Source organism: Sediminibacterium sp. FW305-C-269 (genome assembly GCF_058231045.1).
Genome location: NZ_JBIQXQ010000005.1, coordinates 94,388 through 106,949 on the forward strand (window position 1 = coordinate 94,388; position 12,562 = coordinate 106,949).

At 47.2% G+C, this 12,562-nt stretch carries 14 protein-coding genes; 6 read left to right on the top strand and 8 right to left on the bottom strand.

Going from position 1 to position 12,562, the window contains the following annotated elements; all coding sequences use genetic code 11:
• The first annotated feature begins 95 nt into the window (after positions 1–95).
• Positions 96–485 carry an HIT family protein gene (locus ACH3Y6_RS15090; RefSeq protein ID WP_490836458.1) on the top strand — a complete coding sequence of 130 codons (390 nt, stop codon included), beginning with the start codon at positions 96–98 and terminating at the stop codon, positions 483–485.
• A 67-nt stretch (positions 486–552) separates the two neighbouring features.
• Here the strand turns inward: ACH3Y6_RS15090 and ruvC are convergent, their stop codons facing one another.
• Positions 553–1,113 carry a crossover junction endodeoxyribonuclease RuvC gene (gene ruvC, locus ACH3Y6_RS15095; protein ID WP_490836459.1) on the bottom strand — a complete coding sequence of 187 codons (561 nt, stop codon included), beginning with the start codon at positions 1,111–1,113 and terminating at the stop codon, positions 553–555.
• A 239-nt stretch (positions 1,114–1,352) separates the two neighbouring features.
• Here ruvC and ACH3Y6_RS15100 point away from each other — a divergent pair, with 239 nt between their 5' ends.
• Together ACH3Y6_RS15100 and ACH3Y6_RS15105 are read left to right on the top strand one after the other, a co-directional pair.
• Positions 1,353–2,306: a lysylphosphatidylglycerol synthase domain-containing protein gene (locus tag ACH3Y6_RS15100; protein WP_490836460.1), complete on the top strand. Its 954-nt coding sequence runs from the start codon at positions 1,353–1,355 to the stop codon at positions 2,304–2,306.
• Between the two features lie 7 nt (positions 2,307–2,313).
• A complete protein-coding gene (locus tag ACH3Y6_RS15105; protein ID WP_490836461.1) occupies positions 2,314–3,126 on the top strand; it encodes a DUF3108 domain-containing protein in 813 nt (270 codons plus the stop codon).
• Between the two features lie 15 nt (positions 3,127–3,141).
• Here the strand turns inward: ACH3Y6_RS15105 and ACH3Y6_RS15110 are convergent, their stop codons facing one another.
• The 6 genes from ACH3Y6_RS15110 to ACH3Y6_RS15135 form a co-directional block, all read right to left on the bottom strand.
• Positions 3,142–3,474 carry a hypothetical protein gene (locus ACH3Y6_RS15110; RefSeq protein ID WP_490836462.1) on the bottom strand — a complete coding sequence of 111 codons (333 nt, stop codon included), beginning with the start codon at positions 3,472–3,474 and terminating at the stop codon, positions 3,142–3,144.
• Positions 3,475–3,609: 135 nt separating this feature from the next.
• Positions 3,610–4,479, bottom strand: coding sequence for an MBL fold metallo-hydrolase (locus tag ACH3Y6_RS15115; protein ID WP_490836463.1), 870 nt, complete (start codon positions 4,477–4,479; stop codon positions 3,610–3,612).
• A gap of 1 nt (position 4,480) precedes the next feature.
• Entirely contained in the window at positions 4,481–5,797 is a 1,317-nt protein-coding gene (locus tag ACH3Y6_RS15120; protein WP_490836464.1) for an MFS transporter, read from the bottom strand.
• Positions 5,798–5,928: 131 nt separating this feature from the next.
• Complete coding sequence (locus ACH3Y6_RS15125; RefSeq protein ID WP_490836465.1) at positions 5,929–6,726, bottom strand: undecaprenyl-diphosphate phosphatase; 798 nt, start codon at positions 6,724–6,726, stop codon at positions 5,929–5,931.
• Positions 6,727–6,819: 93 nt separating this feature from the next.
• Positions 6,820–7,068 carry a DUF3098 domain-containing protein gene (locus ACH3Y6_RS15130; RefSeq protein WP_490836466.1) on the bottom strand — a complete coding sequence of 83 codons (249 nt, stop codon included), beginning with the start codon at positions 7,066–7,068 and terminating at the stop codon, positions 6,820–6,822.
• 74 nt (positions 7,069–7,142) lie between these two features.
• Positions 7,143–8,018 carry a cell division protein FtsX gene (locus tag ACH3Y6_RS15135; protein ID WP_490836467.1) on the bottom strand — a complete coding sequence of 292 codons (876 nt, stop codon included), beginning with the start codon at positions 8,016–8,018 and terminating at the stop codon, positions 7,143–7,145.
• A 285-nt stretch (positions 8,019–8,303) separates the two neighbouring features.
• Between ACH3Y6_RS15135 and leuS the strand changes: the two genes are divergently transcribed.
• The 3 genes from leuS (at position 8,304) to ACH3Y6_RS15150 (ending at position 12,241) form a co-directional block, all read left to right on the top strand.
• Entirely contained in the window at positions 8,304–11,108 is a 2,805-nt protein-coding gene (gene leuS, locus ACH3Y6_RS15140; protein WP_490836468.1) for a leucine--tRNA ligase, read from the top strand.
• Between the two features lie 55 nt (positions 11,109–11,163).
• Entirely contained in the window at positions 11,164–11,445 is a 282-nt protein-coding gene (locus ACH3Y6_RS15145; RefSeq protein WP_490836469.1) for a hypothetical protein, read from the top strand.
• A gap of 94 nt (positions 11,446–11,539) precedes the next feature.
• Positions 11,540–12,241 carry a peptidoglycan DD-metalloendopeptidase family protein gene (locus tag ACH3Y6_RS15150; RefSeq protein WP_490836470.1) on the top strand — a complete coding sequence of 234 codons (702 nt, stop codon included), beginning with the start codon at positions 11,540–11,542 and terminating at the stop codon, positions 12,239–12,241.
• A gap of 20 nt (positions 12,242–12,261) precedes the next feature.
• On the opposite strand, the gene ACH3Y6_RS15155 is transcribed toward ACH3Y6_RS15150, so the two are convergent.
• On the bottom strand, positions 12,262–12,552 hold the full coding sequence (locus tag ACH3Y6_RS15155; RefSeq protein WP_490836471.1) for a hypothetical protein: 291 nt from the start codon (positions 12,550–12,552) through the stop codon (positions 12,262–12,264).
• Positions 12,553–12,562: the final 10 nt, after the last annotated feature.

Here is a 12,562-nt window from a genome sequence, read left to right on the forward strand (position 1 = left end):
ACCAATTGATTCAGGCGCCAACAGTTTTGTTGGCGCTTTCTTTTTGCAGTCCGGTCAAAATTTCTCAATTTCCCTGTTTCAAAGTCCTTTCTGATATGACCATTTTTTCAAAGATCATTGCGGGTGAGATCCCTTCTTATAAGATCGCTGAGAATGAGCAATTCTTTGCCTTCCTCGATATTTTTCCTCTGGTAGAAGGCCATGTGCTGGTTGTACCCAAAACCGAAACAGATAAGTTCTTTGATGTGGCCGATGATTACCTGGCCAAATGGCTCCTGTTCGCTAAACCCATTGCCCACGCCATTGAACGGGCTTTTCCCTGTAACCGTTGTGGTATCAGCGTGGTAGGACTGGAAGTGCCCCATGCCCATATGCACCTGATCCCCATTAACAGTGCAGACGATCTGAATTTTAACAGGCCCAAACTGAAATTGTCTGCTGAAGAGCTGCAGGCAGTTCAGGCGAAGCTGTTAGCCGCCTTATAGCGTTTTAGATGTTATAAATTCTTCGCAGCAATACTTGCGGCCATTCCGGCTATGTGTTGAATATGGGTTATTTCTTCACTCTATCCGGGTTTCTGGCGATAAAATCATCCCACCCTTTCAGGCCTTTTACGGCTTTGCCCAGTACTGATGTGCTTTGGTAGTAATGGCAGAGGGCTACGGCAAGTGCGTCGGTGGCATCAAAATACTGGGGTTTTTCCTCAATATTGAGGATGCGCTGCAGCATGCGCCACACCTGTTCCTTATCGGCATTGCCATTGCCGGTGATGGATTGTTTGACTTTTTTGGGAGAATATTCCGTTACCAGGATGCTGGCCTGCATGGCGGCAGCAATCGCCACTCCCTGGGCCCTTCCCAGTTTCAGCATACTCTGTACGTTCTTGCCAAAAAAGGGTGCTTCAATGGCAAAACTGGAGGGCTGGTATAATTTGATCAGTTCGCAGACCTTACTGTGTATCATTCCTAAACGGGCATAAATGTCTTTCTCTTTGGTCAGCTTTAATACGTCCATCAATAAAACCTGCGGCTGCCCGTTCTGGATGCGTAACAAGGCATAGCCCATCAGTTGTGTACCCGGGTCAATGCCTAATATGATATCGGTCTTTTTCATTCTCACAGGTGAAAATACGGTGTTGGAGGGAATGGGCAATGAGGCAGTTGGTAATCGTCAGTGGTGAGTCGTGAGTAGGTAGGTAGGATCTTTGCTCACCACTGACGACTCACCACTGACGATTCACTACTCACAATTATCCCCGACTTTTCTATCTGCTACTGATCACCGTTCTTTGCAACACATAACCAATACCGTATCTCCTGAACAGACGAACGAAAATATTCCTGAACTATTTTGTGGGGCCGGTGCTCTTTATCTGGTTATCTTATTCCATTTACCGTCAGATACAGCAACAGGGCGATGTTCAGCAGTCTTGGCACCTGATACAGGCCGCTTTCTATGGCCCCCAGCTGGCAAAGCTGGTAGTGGTAATCGTCCTGATGTTCCTGAACTGGGGAATCGAAGCCCGAAAATGGCAATTATTGGTACAAGGAGTACAGAAAGTATCGCTGGGTCGTGCATTCCGGGCGGTATTTGCCGGACAGGCGGTGGGCTTCAATACGGTGAACCGGGTGGGCGAAACTGCCGGCAGGGTGCTGTACCTGGACGAGGGAAACCGTCTGCGGGGCATCCTTTTATCGGTAGTGGGCAATATGAGCCAGATCATCGTGACTTTTGTGGCAGGTTTATCGGCACTGCTGTACCTTCGCATATATATATTGGGCCATAGCAGTCAGTTGGAGGGACTTTCTGTATTCTGGCTGGATGGATTGCTGTATGTTGTTAGTATCGGTATGCTGCTTTTCATATTGTTGTATTTCAGGTTATCCTGGTGTGTGCAATTGCTTGAAAAAATACCCTGGATAGCCAGGCATAAGTTCTTTGTGCAGAAGCTGGAAGATTTTCACTGGAAAGAATTAACAAGGATTTTGTCTCTTTCTTTGTTCAGGTACGTTGTATTTGTCATCCAGTATGTGTTGTTGTTACAGGTATTCGAGGTGCATATTCCCTGGCAGGATGCTGTCTGTCTGATTGCAGTCATGTTTCTGGTGCTGGCCATTGTACCTTCTATAACGCTGGCGGAGTTGGGCTTCCGGGGTAAAGTGAGTTTGCAGTTGTTCGGCTTGCTGAGTACCAATACCCTTGGTATTGTTGCTACGGCTGCAGGTATCTGGATTATCAACCTGATTGTTCCGGCTATTGCGGGCAGTTTGTTTATCCTGGGAATCAGATTGTTCAGAAATAAATAGTATGGCTTTGAAAAAGTTTGTCCTTCTGTTTTTGTTGATCCCGGCAGTAAGCTGGCAACCGGCGACGCCTGCTGTTCCCCCCTCTTCAGAATTTTGTGGCGGTATCCGTAATCTGGCATTCCAGGATGCAGAAAACATTGCGTACAATGTATTTTATTCGGTAGTGGGCCTTTACATCAATGCCGGTACAGCGCAGTTTACGGTTACACAGACATACCTGAATAATAAGCCCGTTTACCATGTTGTGGGTACGGGCACTTCAAACCCGAGCTATGACTGGATCTTCAAAGTGAGGGATCGTTATGAAAGTTATATTGACACGGCTAACCTGAAACCCATGAAATTCATCCGGCATGTGGAAGAGGGCGGTTTTAAGAAATACGAGAACATCACATTCAATTATCAGGCAAATACGGCAGTAACCACAGATGGCGTGTATAAGATTCCCGCCTGTATACAGGATGTGCTGAGTTCTATCTATTACGCACGTAACATTGATTACAGCAAATACAAGCCCGAGGACAAGATCCCATTCTCCATGTTCCTCGATAATGAGGTCTTTAATCTCTACATCAAATACCTGGGTAAGGAAGTGATCAAGACCAAGTATGGAAAATTCAGGGCCATCAAATTCAAACCTTTGCTGGTTAAGGGAACCATGTTTGAGGGGGGCGAGAAGATGACGGTTTGGGTGAGTGATGACGCCAACCGCATCCCATTACGGATTGAAAGCCCGATAGTGGTGGGTAGCGTAAAAGTAGATATGATGCAATATCGGAACCTTCGTTATCCACTGAGTTCCATGATCAGTTTCCGGTAATTTCCTCTCAAAGAGTTATTCGAGTTGTATGCGGTTTAGCTGTGAATGTCTGTAAGCGTACCGGCAGATCAGTATAATGATCAATGTGGCAATACTTGTGCCGAAAAGTAATCCCCCAACCAAAGATTCATAATCCTTCTGGCCAATATAGGCACCCATGATGATTGATGCAGCTGAGACCACCCCTGAGATGGCTGCAATGATGGCGTTGGCAGTTCGGTTGGAAATTTCAATACGGGCATTGCAGGTACTGCAATTGGTAACTGAATAATTATTCAGCTGAACGAATTTTTTGAAAGGTATGCGCCCGCCACAGCCGGGACAGCATGCTATCTGGTTCTTGGACATTGGATATCGGTTTTGTTGAGAACAATTCCTCAGCCCAAATTAGCGATCCCATTCTTCAAAAAACAATTAAAATCACCGAATTTGACCGGTGTTATAACGGAAAAAAGCTGTAGACAAATTCTACGGCTTGTAGTACTACAGCTCAGAAAGCTTACATACTTCCTTTGGCCGGATCCCTTTCTCAGTGTTATGCAGGGTGCAGCATTCGTTCACAGGGTCGTGTTCGAAGAAGAGGATATAGTCCTTGTCCACTGCTTCCTGTAAGAAGCTTTTTTTCTCCTGCAGTGTGGTTAGCGGGAACATGTCATAGGCCATCACATAGGGCAGGGGAATATGACCCACGGAGGGCAGCAGATCGGCCATATACACCAGCGTTTTTCCCCCGAAGCTGATCTGTGGCAGCATCATTTTGTCCGTATGGCCATTGACAAAACGGATAACTATGTTGTCGGTAAAAGGGATACTACTTAGCAAGCCATTGGCGTTCAGGCCCTTTTCCGGGACCTCTATGAACTCCAGCTGCCCACTTTCTTTGATGGGCAGGATATTTTCTTTCAGGAAAGAGGCTTTTTCCCGGTCGTTGGGCGTAGTGGCCCATTTCCAGTGATTCTCATTGCTCCAGTAAACCGCATTGGGGAACGCCGGTACCAGCAGGTCGCCTTCCCGCACAATACTGCCCCCGCAATGGTCAAAATGCAGGTGGGTCAGAATCACATCCGTGATATCGGCCCTGGTAAAACCATGCCTGGCCAGTGATGTATCCAGTGTATCGTTCCCATGGAGGTAATAGTGTCCGAAGAATTTGGCATCCTGCTTGTCGCCCATACCATTATCTATGAGGATGCGGCGGTTGCCGTCTTCAATCAGTAAAGAACGTAGCGCCCAGGGACACATGTTGTTCTCATCCGATGGATTCAGTTTGTTCCAGATACTCTTGGGTACCACGCCAAACATGGCGCCGCCATCGAGCTTAAAATAACCGGTATTGATGGTATAGAGTTGCATGTTAGTTGACTTGTCCTTGTTTGTGGTTCCTTACAGAAGCAAAGATCAGTAATACCAGACCAATGGCAAAGAAAACCACCAGCGCCAGCACTGAATTTCTTTGTGAGCCGCTGATCTCGTTGATATAGCCGAAGCTGAACATACCGATCACGATCGCGATCTTCTCGGTTACGTCATAGAAACTGAAAAAGGAAGTGGTATCGTGTGTTTCAGGCATTAATTTGGCATAGGTACTGCGGCTGAGCGACTGGATACCTCCCATCACAAAACCCACCACTACTGCCAGGCCATAGAATTCATTGATGCCATCCCTGGGTAACAGGTAACCGATCACACATAACACGATCCAGAGGGATACCGTGACCATCAACGCCCGGAAATTACCGATCGTGTCAGATAGTTTTGCGATCAGATATGCGCCCGGAATAGCCACCAGCTGAATGATGAGGATGGCAATGATCAGATTGGTAGTGGGGATGTTCAATTCGCTCTTGCCATACAATGTGGCTGCCAGCATAACTGTCTGCACCCCCATATTGTAAAAGAAAAAAGCGCCCAGGTACCTTTTCAGTACGGGCATATGGTTCAGTTGTTTCCATACTTTGTTCAACTCTCGGTAGCCATAGGTGAAGATACTTCCATGGTCACTTTTTTTGGCAAGCGGCGTGCCCTTGGGTAAACGGTTCAGTGCAAACTGCCCAAACCCCCACCACCAGATACCTACCAGCAGGAAAGAGATCTGAGAAGCTTTGCCTACTGTGATGCCAAACAGGTCGGGCTTCAGTACGAACACAAAACAGATGATCTGCAGGATCACACTGCCGATATACCCCATGGCAAATCCTTTGGCACTTACCTTGTCCTGGTCTTCCGGTGCGGCGATCTCAGGCAGGTAGGAATTATAAAATACCAGGCTGCCCCAGAAGCCGATACAGGCGATGATCAGGCAAACCAAGCCATAAAAGAGATTATGCGAATCAAAGAAGAACAAGGCACCGCAGGCAATGCTTCCCATGGTGCAGAAAAAGAAAAGGAACTGTTTTTTATTACCCTTGTAATCGGCTATGGAAGAAAGCAAAGGAGAAATAAAAGCGACCACCAAAAAAGCGATGCCCAGGGCATACTGGTACAGGGATGTGTTCACAAACTCCCTCCCGAATAGTTGAACCGTATCGTTAGAAGTTGCATCGTTATTATCGCCGGTCACCGCTTCGTAGTAGGCAGGAAATATGGTGGATGTGATAACCAGGTTGTATACACTGTTGGCCCAGTCGTACATAGCCCAGCCATTGATGACTTTCTTTGGGGCAGTCTTCATATAGCAGTAGTTGAGAATTAAGAATTAAAAATTAAGAATTATTCCGGATATGGTGCCAGGTATTCCTGTTCATCACTATACATGGCGGATGCTTGGTCCGCATTATCCATTCTTAATTGTTCAATTCCTGTTTATTTCAGGTATCCTGTCAGCACCAACGCCAGAAGAACTGCACCAACGATCACCCGATACCAGCCAAACAGGCGGAAGCCGTGTTTTTGCAGGAAACCGATGAAGAACTTGATGGCTAGCAGTGCCACGATAAACGCCACCAGATTCCCTACTGCCAGGGTCATCAGGTTATGTTTGTTGAACAATAGTTCGGGACTATCCTTATACGCTTTCAATAGTTTATAACCGGTAGCGGCTGCCATGGTAGGTACCGCCAGGAAAAATGAGAATTCGGCGGCCAGGTTGCGTGTCAGTTTCTGCTGCATACCCCCGATGATACTGGCAGCACTGCGGCTGATGCCGGGGATCATGGCCACACATTGCCAGATACCGATCGTGAAAGCTTTGAAAAAACTGATGTCTTCTTCTTTTTCAATGGTATGCTGTTGAAAGAGCTTATCGATGAACAACAGGATAAAACCCCCTGCCAGCATGGTAATAGAAACCGTTAACGGACTTTCCAGCAGTTCGTCGATCTTATCCGAGAAAAAAGCACCCAGTGCCAGTGCCGGTATTACGGCAACGATCAGCTTGAAATAGAATTTGAAACGGTTCAGCGGGAAAAACTTTCTCCAATACAATACCACCACAGAAAGGATGGCGCCGAACTGGATGGCCACTTCAAACAGCTTGGTAAAAGGATCGCTGGAGATCTGCAGGAAAGAACTGGCAATGATCATATGCCCGGTGGAAGAAATGGGCAGGAACTCGGTAAGGCCTTCTACAATGGCAATTACTACCGCTTCAAATATCGTCATAACAGGTTGGTTTGGGATTGGCGGATCGAATCAAACCCGGCAATCAATAAAAAAAGCGGTGCACGCACCGCTGGTTATTCAGTTTATTGCCGTTCAGGCGCTTTTTTGTTTCTTGAAAATGGCATAGATCTCTATCAGCAGACCCAGCACAATCAGGATAGGAGCAATGGTGATACGGGTAGTGCCATATACCTGATTGGTATCAAATACTTTGGGATCAGTGCTTTTGCCGCCGCTCATCAGGAACATGCCCAAAGCAATCACTGCACCGCCAATCAGCATCCAGGTATAATTGTCCTTGGTAAATAAGGTAGAGTTTACGTTTTGCTTTTGTTCGCTCATGGTATTGTTTTGTAAGAGTGTAAGATAGATTTTTAGTTGGGGATTGGAAGATATTTATTGATAGATCCCAGCCACTAATATAAATCGTCCAGTTTCATTTTCAGGTATTTCATCACACTCCTGTGTGTGCTGTAAACGGAGATACCGATGCCCAGAACGATCAGTCCGCCAAAGAGAATGAGGGTAAGTTTGGTGTCGCGCACTGCTTTCAGCGGCTCGAACTGGCTTTCTGCCCAGCTGATGATCGAGAACAGCAGCACGATGGCGATCCCGGAACTGATCAGTCCATTGATCAGCGCCCGGATATTCAAGGGTTTTACGATAAACCCACGGGTGGCACCCACCATCTGCATGGTCTTGATCAGGAAGCGATTACTGAACATGGCCAGTCGGATCGTGTTATCGATACTGAAAGTCACGATCAGGCACAGGATGATCGCCACCACCAGGAATACCAGCCCGATCTTAGATGCCCTTTCATTCAGGTTATTCACCAGTTTCTGTGGGTATTTCAGGTCGGTGATCTGGTTGCCATACACGGCCATCAGGTTGGCTGAGATCCTGGCCAGGCTATCGTTGTTCACGTAATCGGCCTTGGCATAAAAATCAATGCTCTCGGGCAGGGGATTGTCTTTCAGGATCTGCGCCCAGTCCTCATTGTTCTCACTGTTCCATATCTGCCGGGCCATGGTCTTGTCAACATAGGTCACATTCTTGGCAAAAGACTGGTTGGCTATGTATTGCTGTATCTGGCCGATCGTATCCTTGTTCTGTGTACGGAGATAAGCGCTCAGGCGGATATCTTCCTTAAAAGCATTTCCTACTGAGTTGATATTGAGAAAAAACCAACCCATGATACCCATGATCAGCAATACCAGCGCCACGCCGATAATGCTGTACAGGTAATTGGGCTTACTCCGTTTCATGGATGATTTTCCGATAACTGACATTCTTATAAAAAATTTAATGTGTTTGGGTCGGGAAACAGGGACCGTACCGGGACAAATGTACGGTTTTGAAGCCTAAAGACTTACATTTGCAGCCACCCTAACGATCAATTTGCTGTTGGAAAATAGCGCATTCCTGCCGGAATTGGGTTAAAGAATTGTTAGGATTCCCCTGCCCGATACCGGTGCTTGCAGCCGCTGTTGTTGTACCTGCCGGCAGGCAAACGGTTCAATATCCAGCAAAATCAGCAAACAACTACCTAAAACTCCCGTTAACGGACAAAGAATATGGAATACGATTTCAGGAAAATTGAAAAAGAATGGCAGGCACAATGGAAAAAGAATGGTGCCTATCGTGTAAAGAATGACTTCAGCAAACCGAAATGTTATGTGCTGGATATGTTCCCTTACCCCAGTGGCGCTGGTTTGCATGTGGGACATCCCCTGGGTTATATCGCTTCGGATATCTATAGCCGTTACAAAAGATTGAAAGGGTTTAATGTGTTGCATCCCATGGGGTATGATGCATTCGGATTACCTGCAGAACAGTATGCCATTGAACACGGTGTACATCCCGCCAAAAGCACCGTGCAGAATATCGATACCTTCCGCAAACAGTTGGATAATATCGGTTTCTGTTATGATTGGGACCGTGAAGTGCGTACCTGCGAACCGGGATATTATAAATGGACACAATGGATCTTCCTGCAACTTTTCAATAGTTTCTTCAACCGGGCAACACGCAAAGCAGAACCGATTACGGAACTGACAGCCGAATTTGACAAGAACGGCAATGCGGGGCATGCATGTCCCGGCGACGCCTTCATCAGCTTCACCGCTGAACAATGGCAGCAGTATACAGAGAAAGAGAAACAGGATATATTGATGAACTACCGCCTGGCATTCTGCGGTTACGGCGAAGTGAACTGGTGCGAGGCCCTGGGAACCGTGCTGGCCAATGATGAAGTGGTAAATGGGGTGAGCGAACGTGGCGGACATCCGGTGGTGAAAAAGAAACTGCGCCAATGGTACCTCCGCATCACTGAATATGCGGATCGTTTGCTGGAAGGTTTGGAGACCATCGAGTTCTCCGAAGCCATGAAAGAGATGCAGACCAACTGGATCGGTAAATCGTATGGAGCCGAGATCGATTTTGCGATCGTGACTACCCAGTCTTCAGACGCGAATGCAACACTCACTACTCACCACTCACCACTCACCGTCTACACCACCCGTCCCGATACCATTTTTGGTGTAGATTTCATGGTCATTGCGCCCGAGCATGAACTGATTGAGAGTATTACTACGCCTGCACAAAAGCAGGCTGTGGAGGAATACATCACTTATGTAAAAAGCCGCAGCGACCGCGAGCGACAGGCCGAGAAAAAGATCAGCGGTTGTTTTACCGGCGCTTATGCGGTGAATCCGTTCAACGGAAAACAGATCCCGATCTGGATCTCTGAATATGTGCTGGCCGGTTATGGAACCGGTGCCATCATGGGAGTGCCCTGTGGTGATGAACGCGATCATAAGTTCGCCAAACATTTTAATATCCCGATCACCAATATTATCGGGCAACACTATAATGGCGTGGATGCCAACCCTACCAAAGATGCCCAGTTGGAGAACAGTGAGTTCCTGAATGGGGTGGTGATGCGCGATGCCATCGGCATTGTGAATGCAAAGCTGGAAGAAATGGGGATCGGTAAAAAGAAAGTGAATTACAAGATGCGTGATGCCGCTTTCAGCCGCCAGCGTTATTGGGGTGAACCTTTCCCGATCCAATGGAAGAACGGGGTGGCCGTTCCGCTGAATGAAACGGAATTGCCCTTGCTGCTTCCGGACGTGGAAAGTTACAGTCCGGGACCGGAAGGTGAGGGCCCACTGGCCAATATCCCGGCCTGGGTAGCCAAAGAACTGGAAACGAATACCATGCCCGGTTATGCCGGCAGCAGCTGGTATTTTCTGCGGTATATGGATCCCCTCAATGCCGAAACTTTCTGCGACCGTACACTGAGTGATTACTGGAACCAGGTAGACCTGTATATCGGCGGAACGGAACATGCCGTGGGACACCTGCTGTACAGCCGCATGTGGACCAAAGTGCTGTTCGACCTGGGACATATCGGTTTTGATGAACCCTTCCGGAAACTGTTGAACCAGGGAATGATCCAGGGTAGTTCGCGATTTGTGTATCGTTTGAAAGGCACACAGCAATTTGTATCGCTTGGTCTTATCAATAACAAGACCTATGAGCTTGACCAGATGGATCCGATCCGTGTGGATGTGAACTTTGTAGATGGCGTTGAGCTTGACCTGGAAGCGTTTAAAAAATGGCGCAATGGAGAGTACGCCAATGCCGAATTTATTTTGGAGGATGGAAAATATATCTGTGGCTCAGAGGTAGAGAAGATGTCCAAGTCCAAGTTCAACACCGTAAACCCGGATGATCTTGTTGAGAAATTCGGTGCAGATACGTTCCGCATGTACGAGATGTTCCTCGGTCCGGTAGACCAGAGCAAACCCTGGGATACCAAGGGTATTGAAGGCGTGCATCGTTTCCTTAAAAAACTCTGGCGTTTGTTCTTTGATGAAGTGAAGGGCAAAATATGGACCGATGAAAAAGCAACTGCCGAAGAACTGAAAGTGTTGCACCGTACCATCCGCAAGATCGAGGAAGATACCGAGCGATTCAGTTTTAACACAGCTGTAAGTGCTTTTATGATCTGTGTAAATGAACTGTCAGATCTGAAATGCCATAAGCGTGAAATACTGGAACCTTTGGTGATCATGGTCACTTCTTATGCTCCACATATCAGTGAAGAGCTCTGGAAAGCACTTGGCAATGAGAATTCTGTGCTGGATGCGGCATTTCCTAAATATGAAGAAAAATATACAATCGAATCGTCAAAGGAATATCCTGTCAGCATCAACGGGAAAGTGCGTACCAATATTAACATTGCTTTAGATGCAACTGCGGAGCAGGTTCAGGAAATTACACTGGCCAATGAACTGGTGCAGAAATGGATGGAAGGCAAAGCCCTGAAGAAATTCATTTTTGTGAAAGGAAAAATGATCAACGTGGTCATTTAGTTCTAAACTTTTGAAAGGTTTAGAACTTTTCAAAAGCAAACAAAAACTCCGTATAATGAAGAGAAATTTTACACTGATCGGCATCCTCTGTGCGGTTCTTTTTGCGAACATTGCCAAAGCCGCTGACAACAAAGATTCTGTGCAGCAACAACTGAAGACCAAACTGGAGTTGATGGAAAAACATATCCAGCAGTTACAGGCCGAGGTGAAAATACTTCGTGAATCTGATCGTACACAACAGGCCGAGTTAAACGCTATCAAGGAGGCCGCGCCTGCTACCAGAACCAAAAAGCTGGTCATCGACCGCAGAGGCAGCAAACAGGCCAGTTTTCAGTAACAAAATAACACGACCGCTTTGGGAGTAACATTCCTAAAGTGGTCGTTAAAGACCCCGGATCTTTTTCTTGCCGCCGCAACAGTAACTTTACGGCATGTTATCACAATTGCTTCAACAATATCAGCCGGATTTTTCTCCTGTTGTTCCATTCGATCCGGTAAATGACCGATTATTATTGCTGGATTTTACTGAGACCAATACCGATCTTACTGCACAGGTAGTAGAAGATACGGCTATATTCTCTGCTTATGTTTCAAAGCAACTGGAAATGGCGGCTGCGCGCTATGGCATTGGCGGTTACAATGAGCACCGAACCGTTTACAGCAGAAGCAAAGTCTTTGATGCACCTGCCGGTGAGGAACCGCGGCGCTTACACCTGGGGGTCGATATCTGGGGCAAAGCTGGAACGGATGTGTATGCACCGTTGGATGGACAGGTGCACAGTTTCGCTTTCAATGACCGGTTCGGCGATTATGGCGCCACGATCATCTTACAACACCGTTTGGAAGGGTACCTGTTTCACACACTGTACGGACATTTGTCTGTTCAGGACCTGGATGGTTTGTCTGAAGGTAAAAGTATTCGGGCGGGCGAACTGATCGCTCATTTTGGGGAACCGGCAGAGAATGGCCATTGGCCGCCACACCTGCATTTTCAACTAATAATAGCAATGGGCGAGAATACAGGTGATTATCCCGGCGTGTGTAAGTTCAGCGAAAAGGAAAATTATCTTGCTAACAGCCCCGATCCGGACCTGGTGCTGGATCTGCTGCGTTTTGCTTTTCCCGCGAAGTAATGGTAAGAGGTCAATTGACTTCAGCCGGCCCCATATAATTTCACCAACATCTCCCATTCATCTGTAAGAGACAGGCTACAGGGTGCTTTGCCGGCCCTGCTATACCAGTAACGGGCATTGCCCTGGTCGCCTTCTTTTCGGTGCAGATAGGCATGGATATGCGCCGAAGAAGGGTCGTTCAGATCGTTGACCAGGTCGTGGGCCTTGTGCCAGTCGCCCCTGGCATCGTGCCACAAACTTTGCAGCTGCACACTGATCCCTTCGGGAAGTTGCCCTGCTGATACTGCATGAAGAAAATCGGGGTAACGCATGGTTAAAATT

What these genes read in the sequence shown, in the direction of transcription:
- ruvC (WP_490836459.1), bottom strand. Translation starts at nt 1,113, where the DNA reads ATGAAAAAGACCGATATCATATTAGGCATTGACCCGGGTACACAACTG.
- ACH3Y6_RS15110 (WP_490836462.1), bottom strand. Translation starts at nt 3,474, where the DNA reads ATGTCCAAGAACCAGATAGCATGCTGTCCCGGCTGTGGCGGGCGCATA.
- ACH3Y6_RS15130 (WP_490836466.1), bottom strand. Translation starts at nt 7,068, where the DNA reads ATGAGCGAACAAAAGCAAAACGTAAACTCTACCTTATTTACCAAGGAC.
- ACH3Y6_RS15150 (WP_490836470.1), top strand. Translation starts at nt 11,540, where the DNA reads ATGTTATCACAATTGCTTCAACAATATCAGCCGGATTTTTCTCCTGTT.
- ACH3Y6_RS15090 (WP_490836458.1), top strand. Translation starts at nt 96, where the DNA reads ATGACCATTTTTTCAAAGATCATTGCGGGTGAGATCCCTTCTTATAAG.
- ACH3Y6_RS15135 (WP_490836467.1), bottom strand. Translation starts at nt 8,018, where the DNA reads ATGTCAGTTATCGGAAAATCATCCATGAAACGGAGTAAGCCCAATTAC.
- ACH3Y6_RS15155 (WP_490836471.1), bottom strand. Translation starts at nt 12,552, where the DNA reads ATGCGTTACCCCGATTTTCTTCATGCAGTATCAGCAGGGCAACTTCCC.
- ACH3Y6_RS15125 (WP_490836465.1), bottom strand. Translation starts at nt 6,726, where the DNA reads ATGACGATATTTGAAGCGGTAGTAATTGCCATTGTAGAAGGCCTTACC.
- ACH3Y6_RS15120 (WP_490836464.1), bottom strand. Translation starts at nt 5,797, where the DNA reads ATGAAGACTGCCCCAAAGAAAGTCATCAATGGCTGGGCTATGTACGAC.
- ACH3Y6_RS15115 (WP_490836463.1), bottom strand. Translation starts at nt 4,479, where the DNA reads ATGCAACTCTATACCATCAATACCGGTTATTTTAAGCTCGATGGCGGC.
- leuS (WP_490836468.1), top strand. Translation starts at nt 8,304, where the DNA reads ATGGAATACGATTTCAGGAAAATTGAAAAAGAATGGCAGGCACAATGG.
- ACH3Y6_RS15145 (WP_490836469.1), top strand. Translation starts at nt 11,164, where the DNA reads ATGAAGAGAAATTTTACACTGATCGGCATCCTCTGTGCGGTTCTTTTT.